A 22413-nucleotide genomic window follows, 5' to 3' on the forward strand; every position below is an offset into this window, starting at 1 on the left:
CTCGGAGCGCCCGACGGCGCGAGAGCGAGGAACGCGGTGCCCCACACGCAGCACCCGGCGCAGCCCGGGGACCGGCGCGCGGCCGAGGCCGCCGCCATGCGCCGCGCCCTGCAGCTGGCCGCGCGCGGCCCGGCCACCGGCCCCAACCCCCGCGTCGGGTGCGTCCTGCTGACCCCCGACGGGCACGTCCTGGCCGAGGGCCACCACCGCGGCGCCGGCACCGCGCACGCCGAGGCCGCCGCCCTGGCCGAGCTCGCCGCCCGCGGCGCCGGCGCGGCCGGCTGCACCGCCGTGGTCACCCTCGAGCCGTGCACGCACACCGGGCGCACCGGCCCCTGCGCGCAGGCCCTGCTCGCCGCCGGCGTCGCCCGCGTCGTCATCGCCGACACCGACCCCAACCCCACCGCCGCCGGGGGAGCGGACCTGCTGCGCCGCGCCGGCGTGGACGTCGAGGTCGGCCTGCTCGCCGAGGCCGCGCACGCCCTGAACGAACGCTGGGCCGCAGCCGTGGCGCGCGGGCGCCCCTGGGTGACGTGGAAGTTCGCCGCCACCCTCGACGGGCGCTCGGCCGCCGCCGACGGCACCAGCCGCTGGATCACCTCCGCACCCGCCCGCGCGGACGTGCACCGTCTGCGCGCCGGGCACGACGCCGTCCTGGTCGGCACCGGCACCGCCCTGGCCGACGACCCCGCCTTGACCGTGCGCGCCGCCGACGGCACCGGGGAGGGCGGCGGCCCGCAGCCGCTGCGCGTGGTCGCCGGCCTGCGCGAGCTGCCCGCCGGCGCGCGCCTGCGCGACGGGCGCGCCGAGCTGGTGCACGTGCGCACCCGCGACCCGCACGCCGTCCTCGCCGTCCTCGCCGCCCGGGAGGTGCGCACCGTCCTGCTCGAGGGCGGCCCGGCGCTGGCGGCCGCCTTCGCCCGCGCCGGCCTGGTCGACGAGGTCGTGGCCTACCTGGCCCCGGCGCTGCTGGGCGCCGGCCCGGCCGCCGTGGCCGACCTGGGCGTGGGCGGCATCGCCGACGCCCTGCGCCTGGACCTGGCCCCCGGGCCGGAGGCCGTGGTGCGCGTGGGCGAGGACGTGCGCGTCACCGCCCGCCCCCGCGCCCGCCGCGCCGTCGAGCGCGCCCCCGATCCGTCCCACCCGCCCGTCGTCGAGGAGGTCGCCCGTGTTCACCGGGATCGTTGAGGAGGTCGGCGAGGTCGTCGCCGTGGAGCGCGGCGCCGACTCCGCACGGCTGAGCGTGCGCGGCCCGCTGGTCACGTCCGACGCCGTGCACGGCGCGTCCATCGCCGTGGACGGGGTGTGCCTGACGGTCGTGGACCAGCCCGAGCCGGCCGTGTTCACCGTCGACGTCATGGCCGAGACCCTCGCGCGCAGCTCCCTGCGCGACGTCGCCCCCGGCCGGCGCGTCAACCTCGAGCGCGCCATGGCCGCCTCCTCCCGCTTCGGCGGCCACGTCGTGCAGGGCCACGTGGACGGCACCGGCACCGTGCGCTCGCGCACCCCCGGCGAGGCGTGGGAGGTGGTGCGCATCGGCATCGGCGAGGAGCTGGCCCGCTACGTGGTGGAGAAGGGCTCGATCACCGTCGACGGCACCTCGCTGACCGTCTCCGCCGTCAGCGCCGTGGACGACCCGGACCCGTGGTTCGAGGTCTCCTTGATCCCCACCACGCTGCAGCTGACCACCCTGGGGGCGCGCGCGGTGGGCGGTGCGGTGAACCTGGAGGTCGACGTGCTGGCCAAGTACGTCGAGCGCATCACCGCCGGCCTGGCCGCCCGCGCGAGCGCGGCGGGGGAGCGCAGGTGAGCAGCACGAGCGTCACCAGCGCCGTGAGCGCCGCGCTGGAGGCGCTGCGCGCCGGCCGGCCCGTCCTGGTCACCGACGACGCCGACCGGGAGAACGAGGGCGACGCGGTCCTGTCCGCGGCGCTGGCCACCGACGAGTGGATCGGCTGGACCGTGCGGCACACCTCCGGGATGCTGTGCGCGCCCATGCCCGCCGAGCGCGCCGAGGCGCTGGCGCTGCCGCGCATGGTCGAGCGCAACGAGGACTCCCTGCGCACCGACTACACCGTCAGCTGCGACGCCGCCGCCGGGATCACCACCGGCATCTCCGCCGCCGACCGCGCCCGCACCGCGCGCGTGCTGGCCGACCCCGCCGCCGTCCCGGGCGACCTGGTGCGCCCCGGGCACGTCTTCCCGCTGCGCGCACGCCCCGGCGGGGTGCTGGAGCGCCCCGGGCACACCGAGGCCGCCGTGGACCTGTGCCGGCTGGCGGGCCTGCCGCCGGTGGCCGTCATCGCCGAGCTCGTCGAGGACGACGGCTCGATGTCGCGCTGGGAGCAGATCACCGAGCTGGCCCGGCGGCACGAGCTGCCGGTGCTGACCATCGCCGACCTGCGCGCGCACCTGCGCGCGGGCACCCCGCAGGAACCCCCCACCCCGCAGGAACAGCACACCCCAGGAGGAACAGCGTGAGCGGAGACGGCAGCCCCGAGATCGAGGTGGACGGCAGCGGCCTGAAGGTGGCCGTGGTCGCCGCCCGCTGGCACGCCGAGGTCATGGACGGGCTGCTGGCCGGCGCCCGCCGCGCCCTGGCCGACTCCGGGGTCGACGAGGTCACCGAGGTCCGCGTGCCCGGGGCCTTCGAGCTGCCCGTGGCCGCCGCCCGCCTGGCCCGCACCGGCCACGACGCCGTCGTGGCCCTCGGCGTCGTCATCCGCGGCGGCACCCCGCACTTCGAGTACGTGTGCGACGCCGCCACCGCGGGGCTGACGCAGGTGGCCGTGAGCACCGGCGTGCCCGTCGGCTTCGGCGTGCTCACCGTCGACAACGAGGCCCAGGCCCTGCACCGCGCCGGCCTGCGCGGCTCGGGCGAGGACAAGGGCCGCGAAGCCGTCCTGGCCGCGCTGGAGACGGTCGTGGCGCTGCGCGAGGTCGCCCGCCTGCGCTGAGGCGCGCCGGTCCGGTCCCCGCCGCCCGCGCGGGGGCCGGACCCGCACCGGTGCGCTGCAGCGCACCGCCTAGACTCCCGCCACGTGAAGACCTTCGACGGCCTGTTCGCCGAGCTGACGGACAAGGCCCGCACCCGCCCGGCGGGCTCCGGCACCGTGGTGGAGCTGGACGCCGGCGTGCACGCCATCGGCAAGAAGGTCGTCGAGGAGGCGGCCGAGGTGTGGATGGCGGCCGAGCACGAGTCCGCCGAGCGCACCGCCGAGGAGGTCTCCCAGCTGCTGTACCACCTGCAGGTGCTGATGATCGCCCGCGGTCTCACCCTCGACGACGTCTACGCCCACCTCTGAGCACACCTCCGAGGTCCCCCGAGTCCCCCGTGAGCGTCCCCGAGAGGAAGTCCGTGCTGCGCATCGCCGTCCCCAACAAGGGGTCGCTGTCCGAGGCCGCCAGCGCGATGCTGCGCGAGGCCGGCTACAACCAGCGCCGCGAGGCCAAGGAACTCCTGCTGGACGACCCCGAGAACAACGCCCAGTTCGTCTTCCTGCGCCCGCGCGACATCGCCCTGTACGTCGGCTCGGGCACCCTGGACGTCGGCATCACCGGCCGCGACCTGCTGCTGGACTCCCGCGCCCCCGCCGACGAGGTCCTGCAGCTCGGCTTCGCGCGCAGCACCTTCCGCTTCGCCGGGCGCCCCGGCGCCGCCTCCTCCGTGGCCGACCTGCAGGGCCGGCGCATCGCCACCAGCTACTCCGGCCTGGTCGGCGACCACCTGGCCGAACACGGCGTGTCCGCCGACGTCGTCCACCTGGACGGGGCCGTGGAGACCGCCGTGGCCCTGGGCATCGCCGACGTGATCGCCGACGTCGTGGAGACCGGCACCACGCTGCGCGCCGCCGGCCTGGAGGTCTTCGGCGAACCCGTCATGCGCTCCGAAGCGGTCCTGGTGCGCTCGCGCGGCGCCCAGGCCGACCCGGCCGTCGACGTCCTCGTGCGCCGCCTGCAGGGCGTCCTGGTCGCCCGCCAGTACGTGATGGTGGACTACGACTGCCCGCAGGACCTCGTCGAGCGCGCCATCACCGTCACCCCCGGCCTGGAGTCGCCCACCGTCTCCCCGCTGGCCCGCTCCGGCTGGGTCGCGGTGCGCGCCATGGTGGAGCGCTCGGCGACCAACCGCGTCATGGACGAGCTGTACGACGTGGGCGCGCGCGCCATCCTCGTCACCAGCATCCACGCCTGCCGCCTGTGAACGAGCCCACCTCCCGGCAGCGCCGCGGCGGCACCGCGCCCGAGGACGCCCCGTTCCGCCCGCGCCGGGCCCGCCCGGTGGGCCTGGCCGTGGCCGCCGGGCTGGCCGTGGTCCTGGTCGGCATGGCCGTGGGTCTGTCGCTGGCGGAGAGCACGGACTGGACCGTGGCCGACTCCGCGCTCACCGCCGTCTTCGGGCTCCTGCTGTGCGGCGGGATCGTGCGGGTGGTCTCGGTGCGCGCGGTGCCCACCGAGGAGGCGCTGGTGGTGCGCAACGTCGTGCTGACCCACCGGGTGCGCTGGGACGAGGTGACCGGCGTGCGCTTCGGGCGCGACGACCCGTGGCTGGTCCTGGACACCGGTGACGGCGAGGAGCTGGCCGTCATGGCCGTGCAGCGCGCCGACGGCGAGCACGCCCGCGCCGAAGCGCAGCGCCTGGCCCGCCTGGTGCGCCGGCGCGCCCCGCACGCCCTGCGGGACTGACGCGCCGCCCCCGCGCCCACCGCCGCCCCTCGACTCGCCCGGTGCCCCTCAGCCGCGCAGGACGCGCCAGCGGAGCCCGGGGGCGGCGGACCCGCCCGGCGGGTCGCTGCTGAGCACCACGTCCGCCGCGGCGCGCGCGTCGCACCGGGCGAACAGCGCCCGCTCCTGCGCCGCCCAGCGGTGCCAGTGCGGTGCGAACACCTCCCCGTCGCGCTGTAGCGCCCGCCGCCGGCGCACCCGTTCGCCGGCGCCCACCCACACCAGCAGCTGCGGGCGCACCCGCGTGCACCCGGCCCCCACCCCCTCCACGACCAGCACCGGCGCCACCGGCACCGGAACGCGCGCACCGGGGCGCCCGGCGGCCCAGTCCCAGCGCGGCGGGCTCGCCGCCCGCCCCTGCCGCAGCGGCACCAGGACCTCCCGCTCCAGCAGCCGCACCCCCGCCTCCAGCCCGTCCCACCCCGGGTAGAGCTCGTCCAGGTGCAGCACCGGCGCCGCCAGCCGCGCCCCCAGCAGCTGCGCCAGGTGCGTCTTGCCGCTGCCCGAACGCCCGTCCACCGCCACCACCCGCGGCCCCGCCCCCGGAGCCGGCCCCGGAGCCGGCCCCGCCGCCCGGGCGGCCAGCAGCTCCAGCACCGCCCCGGCGTCCAGCGCCCCGCCCGCGGGCACCTCAGGCGAGCCGGGCACCGCTGGGACCACGCCAGGCACCGCTGGGACCACGCCGGGCACCTAGAACCACGTCGGGCACCACGGCTCCTGCTCGGTGGTCAGCATCGAGTGCAGCCGCCGCACCGCCTCCGCCGAGCCCGCCACCCGCCCCGCGCGCGCCAGCGCGAGCGCCGAGGTGCCGCCCAGCAGCAGCGCCCCCAGTTCCGCCGCACCCAGCACCACGTCCGGCTCGCGGGTCGTCGCGGTCACCTCCGCGCACGTCCACCCGTCCTGCCCGCAGCGCTGCGCGTCCACGTGCAGCAGCGCCGTCGCCCCCGCCGCCCCCTGCGGATCCACCACCCGCAGCACCAGCGTGCCGCCGCCCAGGTAGCGCCGCGCCGCCAGCGCCCCGACCACGTCCAGCGGCCGCACCCACAGGAAGTCGTCCACCGCACCGCGCTGCACCGCCCGCGGGTCCTCCAGCAGCAGCGGCAGCAGCTCGTCCACCGGGCGGTCCTTCGCGGTGACCGTGCGCACCCAGTCCAGCGAGAGCACGAACTCCCACAGGTCCCGGTAGGCGCCGGCGTCGGCCGCGTGCAGGTCCAGCACCCGCGCCGAGCAGCGCGAGACCCGCCCGGCCCACTCCTCGACGACCTCGTACACCGCGTACCCGTCCGCCACCCCCGCCGCGTCGCGGTGCAGCACCACGTGCGCGCTCGGCCCCAGCGCCCGCGACCCGCCCGGGCGCGTCCACTGCCGCCACCACGTCTCCTCGCGCGCCAGCCCGCCCGGCCGCGCCCGCCGCGACGCGTCGTGCACCACCGCCAGCTCCGGCCACGCGACCGACGCCGGCACCAGCTCCAGGCGCCCGGACCCGCGCGGGGCGTCCGGGCGGAAGCGGCACGAGCGCGCGTCCACCGACAGGCTCACCGACGCCGTGGCCGCCCCGAACCCGAAGCGCCCGTAGATCGGCGCCTCGGCCGCGATCAGCGCCGCCAGCGCGTGGCCCTGCTCGCGCGCCCGCCGCAGGTCCGCGTCGATCATCCGGCGCAGCAGCCCGCGGCGCCGGTGCGTGGGCAGCACGCTCACCGACGAGACCGCGTTCACCGGCACCGGACCCGCGCCCGGCAGGGTCAGCTGCGCGTCGAACGAGCGGTACGTCGCCACCCACCGGCCCGCGTCCACGACCCCCGACAGTCGTTGCCCGGCCACCCGCTCCGCGGCCTCGCGCGCCCAGCGCTCCTCGTCCTGCGGTGCCGGGGCCGGCTCCAAGAACGCCACGCGCGGCACCTGCCGCCAGGCCGCCACCGCCTCGACGTCGGCGGGGTCGACCTGCTGCAGCGGCAGGGCACCGGCGTCCAGGCTCGTCACCCGAGCGACGCTACCGGCGCACCGCCCCGGCCCTCTCCCCGCCCGGGCGCGACCGGGCAGCGCCGCGCGCCCACTACCCTCCTGCCGTGAGCGTCGCCGTGCGTGTGATCCCCTGCCTCGACGTCGACGCCGGCCGCGTGGTCAAGGGCGTCAACTTCGCCGACCTGCGCGACGCCGGCGACCCCGTCGAGCTCGCCCGCCGCTACGACGCCGAGGGCGCCGACGAACTCACTTTCCTGGACGTCACCGCCTCCTCCGCCTCCCGGGAGACCACCTACGAGGTCGTCGCCCGCACCGCCGAGCAGGTCTTCATCCCCCTGACCGTCGGCGGCGGCGTGCGCTCGGTCACCGACGTCGAGCGCCTCCTGCGCGCCGGCGCCGACAAGGTCGGCGTCAACACCGCCGCCATCGCCCGCCCCGAGCTCATCACCGAGATCGCCGAGCGCTTCGGCTCGCAGGTCCTGGTGCTCTCCGTCGACGCCCGCCGCACCCGCCCCGGCGAACCGGCCACCCCCTCCGGGTACGAGGTCACCACCCACGGCGGTCGCCGCGGCACCGGCCTGGACGCCGTGGACTGGGCCGTGCGCGCCGCCGAGCTCGGCGCCGGGGAGGTCCTGCTGAACTCCATGGACGCCGACGGCACCGGCGCCGGCTTCGACCTGCAGATGCTCACCGCCGTGCGCGCCCGCGTCAGCGTCCCCCTCATCGCCAGCGGCGGCGCCGGCGCCGTGGAGCACTTCGCCCCCGCCGTGGCCGCCGGCGCCGACGCCGTCCTGGCCGCCAGCGTCTTCCACTTCCAGCAGCTGACCATCGGCCAGGTCAAGGACGCCCTGCGCACCGCCGGCGCCCCCGTGCGCTGAGCCCTCGCCGCGGGCCCGGCGCGGGCCCGCGGCGGGAACCGCCTCAGCCCGCGGGGAACGCCGCCTCGAAGGCGCGCACCGCCTCGGGGCCGCCGTCCACCTCCACCAGCGCCCGCGAGCGGCGCCCGAACGCGTGCAGCAGCAGCTCCTGCGGCTCACCGCGCACCGCCACCGAGACCGCGCCGCCGCGCACCACCGCCCGCGGACCCCGCGGCACCACCAGCACCACGCCCACCGGCGAGCGCCGGTACGCCGCGCGGCCCACCAGCCGCACCGACCGCCACAGCCCCTCGGACTCCTCCCGGCCCAGCGACCGCGGCTGCCACCCCTCCTGCGCGCGCCGCACGTCCTCGCGGTGCACGAAGAACTCCAGCGAGTTCACCGCCGCCGCCACCGGCCGCCACCGCGCCGGGCTCACCGCCGGCGGCCCCGAGCGCACCCGCTGCACCAGCGCCTCGAACGGCTCCTCCCGCCAGCGACCCTGCACCCGCTCGGCGTGCGCCCCCAGCGCCGGCACCGCCCGCCCCAGCGCGTGCCCGGCCAGCACGTCCGGGCGCCCGTCGCGCACCGCCAGGTGCACCAGCAGGTCCCGCACCGCCCACCCCTCGCACAGCGTGGGCGCTCGCGGGCCGGCGCGCAGCGCGTCGTCGCACAGTCCGTCGCGTTCTCGGGCGGCATCGGGTCCGGGCACGGCGCGATGCTCGCACAGGCCGGTGCGACGATGGGGCCCGTGCCCGCCGAGACCACCCCCGCACCCACCAGCCCCCGCGGCGCCGCCCCCACCGGACCCGCCCGACCCGCCGGTGAGCCCGCCGACCAGCCCGCCGACCAGCCCGCCGGTGCGCCCGGCACCTCGGCGCCCGCGGCGCTGGACCCGGCCCTGGCCGCCCGCCTCAAGCGCGACCCGGCGGGCCTGGTGTGCGCGGTGGTGCAGCAGCACGACACCCGAGAAGTGCTCATGGTCGCCTGGATGGACGACACCGCCCTGGCGCTGACCCTGAGCACCGGCCGGGCCACCTACTGGTCGCGCAGCCGCGGCGCGCTGTGGCGCAAGGGCGACACCTCCGGGCACGTGCAGCTGGTCAAGCGCGTCTCGCTGGACTGCGACGGCGACGCGCTGCTGGTCGAGGTCGACCAGGTCGGTGCCGCCTGCCACACCGGTGAGCGCACCTGCTTCGACGCGGCCGAGCTGCCCGTGCGCGCGAGCGCCGGCGCGTGAGCGCCCGCGGGCGCGCGCCGGTGCTGCTGACCGCGGCCGCCGGAGCGGTCGTGGCCCTGGCCGCCGGGGCGCCGACCTGGGTCCTGGGGCGGGCCGAGACCGCCGCCGGGCTGCGCGAGGTGGCCGCCGCCGGCCGCACGGCCGCCCCGCTGGCCACGGCGCTGGCGCTGGTGGCGCTGGCGGCCGTCGTGGCCTGCTCGCTGGGGCGGCGCACCGCCCGGACCCTGGCCGCGGTGGTCCTGCTGCTGGCCGGGGCGGGCGTGGCCGTGTCGGCCGGCGCCGTGCTGACCTCCCCGCAACCGGCCCTCAGCGCGGCGGCGCGGGCCGTCAGCGGCCGCAGCGACCCGCAGCTGCAGCAGGTGCGCACCCGCCCCTGGCCGCTGGTGTGCGCCGCCGGCGGGGCGCTGTGCGCCGTCGCCGGCGCGGCCGCGCTGGTGCGCGGGCGGGCCTGGAGCGCGCCCAGCCGCCACGAGCGCGACGCCGCTGCGGTCCCCGCGGCGGGCAGCGCCCGCGCGGGCGCGGCACCCGTCCCGGCGGACCCGGCGGCCGCCTGGGACTCCCTCTCGCGCGGTGACGACCCGACCCGGTGAACGCCGCCGGGACGGGTACCGTGGGAACCCCAGCGCCACCACGTCCGAGGAGCACGACCGTGACCAGCCAGCAGCCCGGGACCACGCACGCCGACGCCGACGTCGTCGAGGAGCACGGCCACGGCCACAGCGTCGCGGCCTGGGCCGGCGTGTGCACCGCCTTCGCCGGCTTCTTCATCCTGTGCCTGGCCGTGGTGTTCACCACGCTGGTGTGGGGCATCGTCGGCGGCGTGCTCGTGGTGGCCGCGCCCGTCGTGGGCTACGTCCTGTCCAAGGCCGGCCACGGCGTGAAGAACGCCGCCGGGCGCCCCGCCGGCGCCAGCCGCCCCCGCCACTGATCCGCGCACCGGGCCCACCGGCGCGGGGACTACCCTGCACAACGTGACCGTCCTCGACGACATCCTCGCCGGAGTGCGCGAAGACCTCGCCCAGCGGCAGGAGCGCACCACGCTGGCCGAGCTGAAGGAGCGCGCGCACCGGCAGGTGCCCGCCAAGGACGCCGCCGCGCTGCTGCGCCCGCGCGACAGCGACCAGCGCGGGGTGAAGGTCATCGCCGAGGTCAAGCGCGCCAGCCCCTCCAAGGGCCCCCTGGCGCAGATCCCCGACCCGGCCGAGCTGGCCCGCCAGTACGAGCTCGGCGGCGCCACCGTCATCAGCGTGCTCACCGAGCAGCGCCGCTTCGGCGGCAGCCTGGACGACCTGCGCGCGGTGCGCTGCGCCGTCGACGTCCCGGTGCTGCGCAAGGACTTCGTCGTGGGCTCCTACCAGCTCTGGGAGGCGCGCGCCTGGGGCGCCGACGTGGTCCTGCTCATCGTCGCCGCCCTGGAGCAGGAGGCCCTGGTCTCCCTCGTCGAGCGCACCCACTCCCTGGGCATGACCGCCCTGGTGGAGGTGCACACCGCCGAGGAGGTCGAGCGGGCCGTGGCCGCCGAGGCCCGCGTCATCGGCGTCAACAACCGCGACCTGAAGACCCTGCAGGTGAACAACTCCACCTTCGCCGAACTGGCGCCCCTCATCCCCGCCGGAGTCGTCAAGATCGCCGAGTCCGGCGTGCAGGGCCCCCACGACGTCGTCGAGTTCGCCCGCGCCGGCGCCGACGCCGTCCTGGTCGGCGAGACCCTGGTGCGCGGCGACGACCCGCGCCGCGCCGTGGCCGACCTCGTCGCCGCCGGCGCCCACCCGGCCGTGCAGGCGGTGCGCCCGTGAGCACCCCCACGTCCACCAACGAGTCCACCAGCGGGCCCACCAGCACGCCCGGCGCCACCCTGTCCGCCGAGCGCGGCCCCTACTTCGGCGCCTTCGGCGGGCGCTTCGTGCCCGAAGCCCTCGTCGCCGCCCTCGACGAGATCGAAGCGGCCCACACCGCCGCCATGGCCGACGAGTCGTTCCTGGCCGAGCTCGCCGAGCTGCACCGCACCTACTCCGGCCGGCCCAGCATCCTCACGCCCGTGCCGCGCTTCGCCCAGCACGCCGGCGGCGCCACCGTGCTGCTCAAGCGCGAGGACCTCAACCACACCGGCTCGCACAAGATCAACAACGTGCTCGGCCAGGCCCTGCTGACCCGGCGGATGGGCAAGAGGCGCGTCATCGCCGAGACCGGCGCCGGCCAGCACGGCGTGGCCACCGCCACCGCCGCCGCCCTGATGGGCCTGGAGTGCACCATCTACATGGGCGAGGAGGACACCCGCCGCCAGGCCCTCAACGTCGCCCGCATGCGCCTGCTCGGCGCCACCGTCGTGCCCGTCACCGCCGGCAGCCGCACCCTCAAGGACGCCGTCAACGAGGCCTTCCGCGACTGGGTCGCCTCCGTGGACGAGACCCACTACGTCTTCGGCACCGTCGCCGGCCCGCACCCCTTCCCCGTGCTGGTGCGCGACTACCAGCGCGTCATCGGCCTGGAGGCCCGCGCCCAGGTCACCGAGCTGACCGGCCGCCTGCCGGACGCGGTCTGCGCCTGCGTGGGCGGCGGCTCCAACGCCATCGGCATCTTCCACGCCTTCCTCGACGACCCCGGCGTGCGCCTGTACGGCTTCGAAGCCGGCGGCGACGGCATCGACACCGACCGCCACGCCGCCTCCATCACCGGCGGCTCCCCGGGCGTCTTCCAGGGCGCGCGCCAGTTCGTCCTGCAGGACGAGGACGGCCAGACGGTCGAGTCGCACTCCATCTCCGCCGGCCTGGACTACCCCGGCGTGGGGCCGGAGCACTCCTGGCTGGGCGCCTCCGGGCGCGCGCAGTACCGCCCCGTCACCGACGCCGAGGCCATGGACGCCTTCAAGCTGCTGTGCCGCACCGAGGGCATCATCCCGGCCATCGAGAGCGCCCACGCCCTGGCCGGCGCGCTGCGCGTGGGCCGCGAGCTGGGCCCGGACGCCGTGCTGCTGGTGAACCTGTCCGGCCGCGGGGACAAGGACGTGGACACCGCCGCCCGCTGGTTCGGGCTCGTCAGCGACGCCGACCTGGTGGCGTCGGAGGCCGAGCGCGTCGCCGACGCGCCGCAGGACACCGAGGGGTCGGGCTGGTGAGCACCACGAGCGTGGGCACGGACACGAGCAGCACGAACGGCGAGAGCGGAGCCGCGGCGCGCCCGGGCACCGCGGCGGCGGCCGTCGACCGCGCCAGGGCCCAGGGCCGCGCGGCCCTGGTCGCCTACCTGCCGGTCGGCTTCCCCGACGTGGACGCCAGCATCGCCGCGGCCAAGGCCGCGGTGGCCGGGGGAGCGGACGTCGTGGAGCTGGGCCTGCCCTACTCCGACCCCACGATGGACGGGCCCACCATCCAGCGCGCCGTGGACGTCGCCCTGCGCGCCCGCACCCGCCCCGCGCACGTCCTGCGCGCCGTCGAGGAGGTCGCCGCGACCGGCGCCGCGGTGCTGGTGATGACGTACTGGCCCCCGGTGGACCGCTACGGCGTGGACCGCTTCGCCGCCGACCTCGCCTCGGCCGGCGCCGCCGGGCTCATCACCCCCGACCTCATCCCCGACGAGGCGGGCCCGTGGCTGGCCGCCAGCGACGAGCACGACCTCGAACGCGTGTTCCTCGTGGCGCCCAGCTCCACCGACGCCCGCCTGACCTCCACGGCCGCGGCCTGCCGCGGGTTCGTCTACGCCGCCTCCACCATGGGCGTGACCGGCGCCCGCACCAGCGTGGGCGCCGGCGCCGCCCACCTCGTGCAGCGCACCCGCGCCGCCGGCGCCCAGCGCGTCTGCGTGGGCCTGGGCGTGTCCACCCCCCAGCAGGCCGCCGAGGTCGCCCGCTACGCCGACGGCGTCATCGTCGGCTCGGCCTTCGTCGCCCGCCTGCTGGACGCCGGCTCGGCCGCCGCCGGCGCCCGCGCCGTCGGCGAGCTCGCCGAGCAGCTCGCCAACGGCGTGCGCGGGGCCTGAAGCCGCCGGGAACCACCGAGCACCACGACCGACCCGACCACCACGAACGAGCCGGCCCCGCGCGGTTCGGCCACGACCCGGGAGCCCGCCGCACCGCACGGGCACCCGCGAGGGGACGAACGTTGAGCAAGAAGCGACCCGGGGGCCACCCCGCCCGCGCCGGGCAGGCCCAGGACGCCGCCGAGGCCCGCCGCGCCAAGGCCGCCGCGCTGCGCCAGCGCGAACTGGCCCGCGAGCGCAGCCGCCGCGTCCTGCTGATCAGCGTCGCCGTCCTGCTCGTCCTGGCGCTCGCGGCCGTCGTGGCGGTCCTCGTCGCCCGCGAGCGCGAGGACTCCACCACGGCCACCACCGAGGGCCTGACCCCGCCCTCGGCGACCGGCCCGGACGGCGGCTACCTGCTGGCCGGCGAGGCCGCCGCGGGCGCTCCCACCCTGGACGTCTGGCTGGACTACCAGTGCCCGTACTGCGCGCAGTTCGAGGCCGCTGCCGGGGGGACCCTGCAGGAGCTGGCCGCCTCGGGGCAGGCGCGCGTGGTGGTGCACACCCTCAGCTTCCTGGACGACAACCTCGGCAACGACGCCTCCACCCGCGCCGCCGAGGGCGCCGCCGCCGCCGACGCCCAGGGCCGCTTCGCGCAGTACGGCGAGGAGGTCTTCGCCCGCCAGCCCGGCTTCGGCGACAACCCCGGCAGCGAGGGCGACGGCTACACCGACGAGGAGCTGCGCGCCGCCGCCGAGGCCGCCGGCGTGGGCGACCTGGACGCCTGGCAGCGGGCCGTCGAGGACGACACCTACCTCGGGTACGTGCAGCGCGTGCAGGGGTCCATGGCCGAGGCCGGGGTCGAGGGCACCCCCACCGTGCAGATCACCCCCGCCGACGGTGAGACCCGCGCCCTGGACCCGGAGCAGCTGCTGGGCTCCGGCGTGGAGGACTACCTGCGCGAGCAGGTCGCGGCCGCCACCACCGGCACGGCCGCCCCGTGAGCGCGGCGCTGGCCGCCGCCGTGCCGGCGGCCCTGCCCAGCCCCACCCAGAGCGTGTGGCACCTGGGCCCGGTGCCGCTGCGCGCCTACGCCCTGTGCATCCTCGCCGGGATCGTCGCGGGCCTGTGGATCACCAGCCGCCGCTGGCGCGCCCGGGGCGGTCGCGCCGACTTCCCCCTGGACGTGGCGGTGTGGGCGGTGCCGCTGGGCGTGGTCGGCGCCCGCATCTACCACGTCATCACCTCCCCGGAGGCGTACTTCGGTGCCGGCGGCGAGCCGGTGCGGGCGCTGTACGTGTGGGAGGGCGGCCTGGGCATCTGGGGCGCGGTGGCCGCCGGCGCGCTGGGCGCCTGGATCGCCTGCCGGCGCGCCGGGTACCGCCTGGCGCCCTTCGCCGACGCCTGCGCCCCCGGCCTGCTGGTGGCCCAGGCCCTGGGCCGCTGGGGCAACTGGTTCAACAACGAGCTGTACGGGCGCGCCACCGACGTCCCGTGGGCGCTGACGATCCACGACTGGGACGAGGTCGCCGGCCGGGCGATCACCGGCGCCGACGGCCAGCCGGTGGTGCTGGGCACCTTCCACCCCACGTTCCTGTACGAGTCGCTGTGGTGCCTGCTCTCGGCCGCGCTCATCGTGCTGGCCGACCGCCGCTGGCGGCTGCGGCACGGGCAGGCCTTCGCCCTGTACGTGGCCCTGTACACCGCGGGGCGCTCGGTCACCGAGGCGCTGCGCATCGACCCCGCCAACGAGATCGGCGACCTGCGCGTGAACCAGTGGGTCGCCGCGGTCGTCTTCCTCGTCGCGGTCGTCGCGCTGGTCCTCTCGCGCCGCCGCCACCGCGGCGAGCAGCACGACGCGGGTGGTCGGGACGAGCCGCTGGAGCGGGTACCCTCGCCGCAGTCGCCAGCGCCCACTCCTGCCGCTGGTGACGCTGAGCCGCAGGCCGGTGAACCGATCGTTACCGAGTCTCCGCGGCCGTCCTCACGGGAGCACGACCACCCGTCATCGTGATGATCCGGTGACGTTCCCGTGCGAATGAGCACGGGTTCGTGGGCGTTACAGTGAGGTGAACGCGGGCCAGCGCCGTCCCCCGTTCAGGGGTGTGCACCCACCAGGCGCACCACCCCTGACCCCGCGCGGACCACCACCGGCCGCTCGGGGCCACGCTCGAAGAGACCCGTCGAGAGACCCCCTGTCCATCGAGGTCCTCCCGGACCTCTCTCCGAGGACGGTGCACCGCATGACGCAACCCCTCGCGCAGACCACCGCGCAGACCACCGGGCACACCACCGCGCAGTCCACGCAGGCCACTCAGGCCACTCAGTCCGTGCGGCCGCTGCCCTTCTCCGCGTTGCCGCCGGACGCCGGCCTGTACGAGCGCGACAACGAGAAGGACGCCTGCGGCGTGGCCTTCGTGGCCACCATGCGCGGCGAGCCCGGCCACGACATCGTCGAGCACGCCCTGACGGCGCTGCGCAACCTGGACCACCGCGGCGCGGTGGGTGCGGAGACCAACACCGGTGACGGCGCCGGCATCCTCACCCAGGTCCCCGACGAGTTCCTGCGCGCCGTGATGGCCGAGCAGGGCGTCGAGCTGCCGGCCAAGGGCGCCTACGCCGCCGGCAACGCCTTCCTGCCCCTGGACGCCAGCGAGCGCGCCGAGGCCGTCGCGCGCATCGAGCAGCTGGCCGACGAGGAGGGTCTGCGCGTGCTCGGCTGGCGCGAGGTGCCCGTGACCGCCGACCTGGTCGGCGCCCAGGCCCGCGCCTGCATGCCCCACTTCGCGCAGCTGTTCCTGGCCGGCGAGGCGGGGGAGAGCGGCATCGACCTGGACCGGCGCGCCTACCCGCTGCGCAAGCGCGCCGAGCGCGAGCTGGGCGTGTACTTCCCCTCCCTGTCGGCGCGCACCATGGTCTACAAGGGCATGCTGACCACCGGGCAGCTGGAGCCGTTCTTCCCGGACCTGTCCGACCGCCGCTTCACCAGCGAGCTGGGCCTGGTCCACTCCCGCTTCTCCACGAACACCTTCCCCTCCTGGCCGCTGGCGCACCCCTTCCGCACCATCGCCCACAACGGCGAGATCAACACCGTCAAGGGCAACCGCAACTGGACCGCCGCGCGCGAGTCCACGATGAGCACCCCGCTCATCCCCGGCGACGTGCAGCGCCTGGGGCCGGTCTGCGCCACCGAGGGCTCCGACTCCGCCTCCTTCGACGAGGTCCTGGAGCTGCTGCACCTGGCCGGGCGCTCCCTGCCGCACGCGGTGCTGATGATGATCCCCGAGGCGTGGGAGAACAACACCGAGATGGACCCGGCCCGCCGGGCCTTCTACGAGTTCCACTCGATGTTCTCCGAGCCGTGGGACGGCCCGGCCAACCTCACCTTCACCGACGGCACCCTCATCGGCTGCGTGCTCGACCGCAACGGCCTGCGCCCCTCGCGCTACTGGGTCACCGACGACGGCCTGGTCGTGCTCGCCAGCGAGGTCGGCGTCCTGGACCTCGACCCCGCCTCGGTCGTCAACCGCGGTCGCGTCGCCCCGGGCAAGATGTTCCTCGTCGACACCGCCCGCGGGCGCATCGTCGAGGACGACGAGATCAAGGCCGAGCTCGCCGCCGCCCAGCCCTACGCCGAGTGGCTGAAGAACGTCGTGCACCTGGGCGACCTGCCCCCGCGCGAGCACGTCGTGCACACCCACGCCTCGGTGGCCCGCCGCCAGCAGACCTTCGGCTACACCGAGGAGGAGCTGCGCCTCATCCTCGCCCCGATGGCCCGCGCCGGCGCCGAGCCCATCGGGTCCATGGGCTCGGACACCCCCCTGGCGGTGCTCTCCGAGCGCCCCCGGCTGCTGTTCGACTACTTCACCCAGCTGTTCGCGCAGGTCACCAACCCGCCGCTGGACGCCATCCGCGAGGAGCTCGTCACCTCGCTGATCACCATCGCCGGGCCCCAGCAGAACTTCCTGGCGGCCTCCCCGGCGCACTGCCACCAGCTGGTCCTGCCCTTCCCGGTCATCGACAACGACGAGCTCGCCAAGATCGTCCACATCGACCGCGACCGCCGCAACCCGGGCCGCACCACCCACACCGTCAAGGGCCTGTACCGCGTGGCCGGCGGCGGTGCGGAACTGGCCCGGCGCATCGAGGAGATCCGCGCGGAGGTCTCGCGCGCCATCGCCGACGGCGCCGTCTTCGTGGTGCTGTCCGACCGCGACTCCACCGCCGAGCTGGCCCCGATCCCCTCGCTGCTGCTGACGTCCGCGGTGCACCACCACCTGGTGCGCCAGAAGCTGCGCACCCAGGTCGGCCTGGTCGTCGAGGCCGGCGACGTGCGCGAGGTCCACCACGTGGCCCTGCTGGTGGGCTACGGCGCCGCCGCCATCAACCCCTACCTGGCCATGGAGACCGTCGAGGACCTGGCCCGCAACGGCGTCATCCCCGGCGTGGACCCGGCCACCGCGGTGAAGAACCTCATCAAGGCCCTCGGCAAGGGCGTGCTGAAGGTCATGTCCAAGATGGGCATCTCCACCGTCGCCTCCTACCGCGGCGCGCAGGTCTTCGAGGCCCTGGGCCTGTCGCAGACCCTCGTCGACGAGTACTTCACCGCCACCACCTCGCGCCTGGGCGGGGTCGGTCTCGACGTGCTCGCCGAGGAGGTCGCCCGCCGCCACCGCCTGGCCTACCCCGTCGAGGGCCAGGAGCGCGCCCACCGCCGCCTGGAGACCGGTGGGGAGTACCAGTGGCGCCGCGAGGGCGAACCGCACCTGTTCGACCCCGAGACCGTCTTCCAGCTGCAGCACTCCACCCGCCAGCGCAACGAGGAGCTGTTCCGCAGCTACACCCGCCGCGTGGACGAGCAGGCCGCGCGCCTGATGACCCTGCGCGGGCTGCTGCAGCTCAAGAAGGGCGTGCGCGAGCCCGTCCCCGTCGACGAGGTCGAGCCGGTCAGCGAGATCGTCAAGCGCTTCTCCACCGGCGCGATGAGCTACGGCTCCATCAGCCAGGAGGCCCACGAGGTCCTCGCGATCGCCATGAACCGCCTCGGCGCCCGCTCCAACTCCGGCGAGGGCGGTGAGGACGTCGAGCGGCTGTACGACCCCGAGAAGACCTCGAAGGTCAAGCAGATCGCCTCCGGCCGCTTCGGCGTGACCAGCAACTACCTCTCCTCGGCGACCGACCTGCAGATCAAGGTCGCCCAGGGCGCCAAGCCCGGCGAGGGCGGGCAGCTGCCCGGGCACAAGGTCTACCCGAACATCGCCAAGACCCGGCACTCCACCCCCGGCGTCGGGCTCATCTCCCCGCCGCCGCACCACGACATCTACTCCATCGAGGACCTCGCCCAGCTCATCCACGACCTGAAGAACTCCAACCCCGCGGCGCGCGTGCACGTCAAGCTCGTCTCCGAGGTCGGCGTCGGCACGGTCGCCACCGGCGTGTCCAAGGCCAAGGCCGACGTCGTGCTGATCTCCGGGCACGACGGCGGCACCGGTGCGGCCCCGCTGACCAGCCTCAAGCACGCCGGCGGCCCCTGGGAGCTCGGCCTGGCCGAGACCCAGCAGACCCTCGTCGTCAACGGCCTGCGCGACCGCATCTCCGTGCAGGTCGACGGGCAGCTGAAGACCGGCCGCGACGTCGTCGTGGCCGCCCTGCTGGGCGCCGAGGAGTTCGGCTTCGCCACCGCCCCGCTGGTCGTCTCCGGCTGCATCATGATGCGCGTGTGCCAGCTGGACACCTGCCCGGTCGGGGTGGCCACCCAGAACCCCGAGCTGCGCGCCCGGTTCACCGGCAAGGCCGAGTACCTGGTGACGTTCTTCGAGTACCTGGCCCAGGAGGTGCGCGAGTACCTCGCCCAGCTGGGCTTCCGCTCCCTGCAGGAGGCCGTCGGCCACGTCGAGGTCCTCGACACCCGCCGGGCGGTGTCGCACTGGAAGGCGGCCGGGCTGGACCTGGCCCCGATCCTGCACGCCCCCGCGGCCCCGGCCGGCACGGCCCTGCACCAGACCCAGACGCAGGACCACGCCCTGGAGAAGGCGCTGGACCACGTCCTCATCGAGCGCGCCAGCGCCGCCCTGCGCGACGGCACCCCGGTGAAGATCGAGGTGCCGGTGCGCAACGTCAACCGCACGATCGGCACGCTGCTGGGCCACGAGGTCACCAAGGCCCGGGGCGAGGAGGGCCTGCCCGAGGGCACCATCGACATCACCCTGACCGGTTCGGCGGGGCAGTCGCTGGGCGCGTTCCTGCCGCGCGGCATCACCCTGCGCCTGTTCGGCGACACCAACGACTACGTCGGCAAGGGCCTGTCCGGCGGCACCGTCGTGGTGCGCCCGGACCGCGCCAGCGGCTCGCGCGAGCGCGACATCGTCGCCGGCAACGTCATCGGCTACGGCGCGACCTCCGGGTCGATCTTCCTGCGCGGGGAGGTCGGCGAACGCTTCTGCGTGCGCAACTCCGGCGCCACCGCCGTGGTCGAGGGTGTCGGCGACCACGCGCTGGAGTACATGACCGGTGGCGAGGTCGTGATCCTGGGCCGCACCGGGCGCAACGTCGCCGCCGGCATGTCCGGTGGCCTGGCGCACGTGCTGGACCTGAAGGAGTCCCGCGTCAACCGCGACATGGTCGACGTCGAACCCCTGGACGACGAGGCCGCCGCCCGCGTGCACGACCTGCTCGTCGCCCACCGCGAGCACACCGAGTCCCCGCTGGCCGCCAAGCTGCTGGCCGACTGGGGCACCGCCCGCCGGCGCTTCTCCACGATCGTCCCGCGCGACTACCGCCGCGTCCTGCAGGTGCGCGCCCGAGCCGTCAGCGACGGGCTGGAGCCGGACTCCGAAGCCGTGCTGACCCGCATCATGGAGGCTTCCCATGGTTGATCCCCGCGGTTTCCTGAAGGTCCGCGACCGCGAACTGCCCCCGCGCCGCCCCGTGCCGCTGCGCCTGATGGACTGGCGCGAGGTCTACGAGAAGCAGAGCCAGGACCAGTTGCAGCGCCAGGCCGGGCGCTGCATGGACTGCGGCATCCCCTTCTGCCACAACGCCTGCCCGCTGGGGAACCTCATCCCCGAGTGGAACGACCTCGTCAGCCGCGGCGACATGCACGAGGCCATCGAGCGCCTGCACGCCACGAACAACTTCCCGGAGTTCACCGGCAAGCTGTGCCCGGCGCCGTGCGAGTCCGCCTGCGTGCTGGGCATCAACCAGCCGCCGGTCACCATCAAGCAGGTCGAAGTCATGATCGCCGAGACGGCCGCCGACAACGGCTGGATCGAGCCGCGCCCGCCGGAGCGGCTGACCGGCAAGACCGTCGCCGTGGTCGGCTCCGGGCCCGCGGGCCTGGCCGCCGCCCAGCAGCTGACCCGCGCCGGTCACACCGTCGCCGTCTACGAGCGCGACGACAAGATCGGCGGGCTGATGCGCTACGGCATCCCCGAGTTCAAGATGGAGCGTTCCGTCCTGGACCGGCGCCTGGCGCAGATGGAGGCCGAGGGCACCCGCTTCCGCACCGGGGTGGACATCGGCACCGACATCACCGGCGAGCAGCTGCGCGAGCGCTACGACGCCGTCGTGGTCGCCACCGGCGCCACGCAGTGGCGCGACGTGGACCTGCCCGGCCGCGAGCTGTCCGGCATCCACCAGGCCATGCAGTACCTGCCCCCCACCAACCGCACCGCGGTGGGCGAGCCGCGCCCGGACGACTACATCGACGCCGCAGGCCTGGACGTCGTCATCATCGGCGGCGGCGACACCGGCTCGGACTGCTACGGCACCGCGCTGCGCCAGGGCGCCCGCTCGGTCACCCAGCTGGACATCTACCCCAAGGCACCGGGGGAGCGCTCCGAGAACGAGCCGTGGCCCACCATGCCCAAGGTGTTCAGCCTCTCCTCCTCCCACGAGGAGGGCGGGCAGCGGAAGTTCTCCGCCAGCACCCGCGCCCTCATCGGCGACGAGCACGGCCGCGTCAAGGCCCTGCGCATCGTCGAGGTGGTCAAGGTCGACGGCGTCTGGACGCCGGTGGAGGGCACCGAGCAGGACCTGCCCGCCCAGCTGGTGCTGCTGGCCATCGGTTTCACCGGCCCCGAGCACGGCGGCCTGGTCGAGCAGCTGGGCCTGGTGGCGGACGAGCGCACCCGTTTCACCCGCACCCCCGGGTACGCCACCTCCACCCCGGGGGTGTTCGTGGCCGGCGACGCCGGGCGCGGGCAGTCCCTGATCGTGTGGGCCATCGCCGAGGGCCGCGCCTGCGCGGCCGCGGTCGACGAGCACCTCATGGGCGACACCGCCCTGCCCGCGCCCATCCGCGCCGACGCCGCCCCGCTGACCGCCTGAGCGCCCTGCTCCGGCCCGCCGCGCTCACCAGCGCGGCGGGCTGGAGTAGTAGCGCGTCAGCCACCGGCTCAGCCCGTCCAGCCCGGGGAAGAGCACCCGCTCGGTCACGTTGGCCTGGTCCAGGCGCTCACGCACCACCGGCTTCAGCGCCGCGGGCACGACCACCTTGCGCACCAGCGGCGGCTGCGTCCGCGCCAGCCACTCGTCGGTCCGCTGGCGCGGGCAGGACAGCACCGAGAAGCTCGCGTACTGGTTGACGATCCGCTCGTCCAGCGACGGCGGCTCGAAGAACACCATGAAGGGCTCTGCGTCCAGGGCGTCGAAGCGCGCCAGGGTGGGAGCCACCTGCCCCAGCAGGTCCACGGTGAACGCCGTGCCCCCCGACTCCCGCAGCGCCCCGCGCACCCGCTCGGGCAACCGCTCGTGCGCGGCGACGAAGTCCGCGCTCCACACCGCCCCGTCCTCGTCGTGGCGCGCCACGTCCGCGGTGGCGAAGTGCAGCGCCACCAGCGGCGAGTACGTCCAGTCCAGCACCCGGGTGGGCAGGCCGTGGTGCTGCGCCAGCGTCAGCCACTCCCAGTCGCTCTCCTGCTGACCGAACGGCACCCGCGAGTACTTGCGGAAGTTGCGCAGCAGGTCCGTCTCGCGCTCCACCCGGCCCAGCCGCTGCACCGACGTCAGCAGGCCGTACCCGGCGCACGCCAGGCCCCGGTGCACCACGTTGGAGTGGTAGCGCCCCGCCCGCTGCGGCCACGGCTCGGAGAACAGCACGTCCTGCAGCTGCGTCCACGTGCGCGGCACGACCGTCTCGACCGCGGGGTGCTCCCCGTCCTGCACCGAACCCTCCACCACCGATCCGTCCGCCCAGCCCCGCCCGGACCCGTCCAGCCCGGACCCGTCCAGCCCCGCCGGCGGGCCGGCGGCGGGGGAGGGGCTCACCAGCCGGCGACGGTCTCCCGGTCGTACACCCACACCGCGGAGTCGCTGATCACGGTGACGTCCGCGGCGTGCCCGGCCAGGCCCCGCTCGGCCGCCGCCTGCTCCACCTTCACCAGCGCCCGCTGCGCGGCGCTCTCGGCGTCCAGACCGTCCCCGTCGACGCTGATGACCACGTCGTGCTCCGGCGCGTGCACCGACTCGATGCGCGGGTGCGCGGTGCGCAGCGCCGCCACCAGCTCCTGCAGCGCGCCGCCGGGCCAGTCGGCGTCCGCGTGCAGCCGCACGTAGACGGCGTACTCGTGCTCGAGGTCGGCCACGCCCTCCTCGATCAGCTCGTCGATCTCCCGGTCCACCGCGGTCCCCAGCACCACGTCGTCGCTGCCCGTCCCCGTTCCCGTCGTCATGGCA

22 protein-coding genes and 1 pseudogene are annotated in these 22413 nt (G+C 76.0%); 18 read left to right on the forward strand and 5 right to left on the reverse strand.

The window, feature by feature from the left end; genetic code table 11:
* The first annotated feature begins 96 nt into the window (after positions 1–96).
* From ribD to ACRYM0_RS07935, 7 genes and pseudogenes are all read left to right on the forward strand, one after another.
* The gene (gene ribD / locus ACRYM0_RS07905) at positions 97–1188 is read left to right on the forward strand and encodes a bifunctional diaminohydroxyphosphoribosylaminopyrimidine deaminase/5-amino-6-(5-phosphoribosylamino)uracil reductase RibD (protein WP_432503841.1); all 1092 of its coding nucleotides are present in this window, start codon (positions 97–99) and stop codon (positions 1186–1188) included.
* Positions 1169–1810, forward strand: coding sequence for a riboflavin synthase (locus ACRYM0_RS07910; RefSeq protein WP_432503794.1), 642 nt, complete (start codon positions 1169–1171; stop codon positions 1808–1810). Before ribD ends, ACRYM0_RS07910 begins: the two co-directional genes overlap by 20 nt.
* A 23-nt stretch (positions 1811–1833) precedes the next feature.
* Positions 1834–2448: pseudogene (gene ribB / locus ACRYM0_RS07915) on the forward strand (3,4-dihydroxy-2-butanone-4-phosphate synthase); the annotation flags it as partial.
* 29 nt (positions 2449–2477) lie between these two features.
* A complete protein-coding gene (ribH, locus tag ACRYM0_RS07920; RefSeq protein ID WP_432503796.1) occupies positions 2478–2957 on the forward strand; it encodes a 6,7-dimethyl-8-ribityllumazine synthase in 480 nt (159 codons plus the stop codon).
* 84 nt (positions 2958–3041) lie between these two features.
* On the forward strand, positions 3042–3305 hold the full coding sequence (locus ACRYM0_RS07925; RefSeq protein ID WP_432503798.1) for a phosphoribosyl-ATP diphosphatase: 264 nt from the start codon (positions 3042–3044) through the stop codon (positions 3303–3305).
* Between the two features lie 53 nt (positions 3306–3358).
* Complete coding sequence (gene hisG / locus ACRYM0_RS07930) at positions 3359–4204, forward strand: ATP phosphoribosyltransferase (RefSeq protein ID WP_432503843.1); 846 nt, start codon at positions 3359–3361, stop codon at positions 4202–4204.
* The gene (locus tag ACRYM0_RS07935) at positions 4201–4686 is read left to right on the forward strand and encodes a PH domain-containing protein (RefSeq protein ID WP_432503800.1); all 486 of its coding nucleotides are present in this window, start codon (positions 4201–4203) and stop codon (positions 4684–4686) included. The genes hisG and ACRYM0_RS07935 overlap by 4 nt, the downstream gene beginning before the upstream one ends.
* 48 nt (positions 4687–4734) lie before the next feature.
* On the opposite strand, the gene ACRYM0_RS07940 is transcribed toward ACRYM0_RS07935, so the two are convergent.
* Together ACRYM0_RS07940 and ACRYM0_RS07945 are read right to left on the reverse strand one after the other, a co-directional pair.
* Positions 4735–5373, reverse strand: a complete 639-nt coding sequence (locus tag ACRYM0_RS07940) for a nucleoside/nucleotide kinase family protein (RefSeq protein WP_432503802.1) — start codon at positions 5371–5373, stop codon at positions 4735–4737.
* Between the two features lie 42 nt (positions 5374–5415).
* Positions 5416–6705, reverse strand: coding sequence for a GNAT family N-acetyltransferase (locus ACRYM0_RS07945; RefSeq protein ID WP_432503804.1), 1290 nt, complete (start codon positions 6703–6705; stop codon positions 5416–5418).
* Between the two features lie 86 nt (positions 6706–6791).
* On the opposite strand from ACRYM0_RS07945, the gene hisF reads away from it, so the two are divergent.
* Positions 6792–7565 (forward strand): imidazole glycerol phosphate synthase subunit HisF, encoded by a 774-nt coding sequence (gene hisF, locus ACRYM0_RS07950; protein WP_432503807.1) that lies wholly within the window; start codon positions 6792–6794, stop codon positions 7563–7565.
* Between the two features lie 43 nt (positions 7566–7608).
* Here the strand turns inward: hisF and ACRYM0_RS07955 are convergent, their stop codons facing one another.
* Positions 7609–8256: a TIGR03085 family metal-binding protein gene (locus ACRYM0_RS07955; RefSeq protein ID WP_432503809.1), complete on the reverse strand. Its 648-nt coding sequence runs from the start codon at positions 8254–8256 to the stop codon at positions 7609–7611.
* Between the two features lie 177 nt (positions 8257–8433).
* Here ACRYM0_RS07955 and hisI point away from each other — a divergent pair, with 177 nt between their 5' ends.
* From hisI to ACRYM0_RS08005, 10 genes are all read left to right on the forward strand, one after another.
* Positions 8434–8784: a phosphoribosyl-AMP cyclohydrolase gene (hisI, locus tag ACRYM0_RS07960; protein WP_432503845.1), complete on the forward strand. Its 351-nt coding sequence runs from the start codon at positions 8434–8436 to the stop codon at positions 8782–8784.
* Complete coding sequence (locus ACRYM0_RS07965; RefSeq protein ID WP_432503811.1) at positions 8781–9374, forward strand: Trp biosynthesis-associated membrane protein; 594 nt, start codon at positions 8781–8783, stop codon at positions 9372–9374. The genes hisI and ACRYM0_RS07965 overlap by 4 nt, the downstream gene beginning before the upstream one ends.
* Before the next feature lie 59 nt (positions 9375–9433).
* A complete protein-coding gene (locus tag ACRYM0_RS07970) occupies positions 9434–9712 on the forward strand; it encodes an HGxxPAAW family protein (RefSeq protein ID WP_432503812.1) in 279 nt (92 codons plus the stop codon).
* Between the two features lie 43 nt (positions 9713–9755).
* Entirely contained in the window at positions 9756–10580 is an 825-nt protein-coding gene (gene trpC / locus ACRYM0_RS07975; protein WP_432503814.1) for an indole-3-glycerol phosphate synthase TrpC, read from the forward strand.
* A 59-nt stretch (positions 10581–10639) separates the two neighbouring features.
* Positions 10640–11899: a tryptophan synthase subunit beta gene (gene trpB, locus ACRYM0_RS07980; protein ID WP_432503847.1), complete on the forward strand. Its 1260-nt coding sequence runs from the start codon at positions 10640–10642 to the stop codon at positions 11897–11899.
* Entirely contained in the window at positions 11896–12759 is an 864-nt protein-coding gene (gene trpA, locus ACRYM0_RS07985) for a tryptophan synthase subunit alpha (RefSeq protein ID WP_432503815.1), read from the forward strand. Before trpB ends, trpA begins: the two co-directional genes overlap by 4 nt.
* A gap of 122 nt (positions 12760–12881) precedes the next feature.
* Positions 12882–13742 carry a DsbA family protein gene (locus tag ACRYM0_RS07990; RefSeq protein WP_432503817.1) on the forward strand — a complete coding sequence of 287 codons (861 nt, stop codon included), beginning with the start codon at positions 12882–12884 and terminating at the stop codon, positions 13740–13742.
* Positions 13739–14752: a prolipoprotein diacylglyceryl transferase gene (lgt, locus tag ACRYM0_RS07995; protein ID WP_432503819.1), complete on the forward strand. Its 1014-nt coding sequence runs from the start codon at positions 13739–13741 to the stop codon at positions 14750–14752. The genes ACRYM0_RS07990 and lgt overlap by 4 nt, the downstream gene beginning before the upstream one ends.
* A gap of 229 nt (positions 14753–14981) precedes the next feature.
* Entirely contained in the window at positions 14982–19613 is a 4632-nt protein-coding gene (gltB, locus tag ACRYM0_RS08000; RefSeq protein WP_432503822.1) for a glutamate synthase large subunit, read from the forward strand.
* On the forward strand, positions 19606–21066 hold the full coding sequence (locus ACRYM0_RS08005) for a glutamate synthase subunit beta (RefSeq protein ID WP_432503824.1): 1461 nt from the start codon (positions 19606–19608) through the stop codon (positions 21064–21066). Before gltB ends, ACRYM0_RS08005 begins: the two co-directional genes overlap by 8 nt.
* A 24-nt stretch (positions 21067–21090) precedes the next feature.
* Here the strand turns inward: ACRYM0_RS08005 and ACRYM0_RS08010 are convergent, their stop codons facing one another.
* Positions 21091–22005: an FRG domain-containing protein gene (locus ACRYM0_RS08010; protein ID WP_432503826.1), complete on the reverse strand. Its 915-nt coding sequence runs from the start codon at positions 22003–22005 to the stop codon at positions 21091–21093.
* The gene (locus tag ACRYM0_RS08015; RefSeq protein ID WP_432503828.1) at positions 22002–22409 is read right to left on the reverse strand and encodes a hypothetical protein; all 408 of its coding nucleotides are present in this window, start codon (positions 22407–22409) and stop codon (positions 22002–22004) included. The genes ACRYM0_RS08010 and ACRYM0_RS08015 overlap by 4 nt, the downstream gene beginning before the upstream one ends.
* Positions 22410–22413: the final 4 nt, after the last annotated feature.

The organism is Kineococcus arenarius subsp. arenarius (assembly GCF_050871845.1).
Lineage (GTDB): Bacteria > Actinomycetota > Actinomycetes > Actinomycetales > Kineococcaceae > Kineococcus.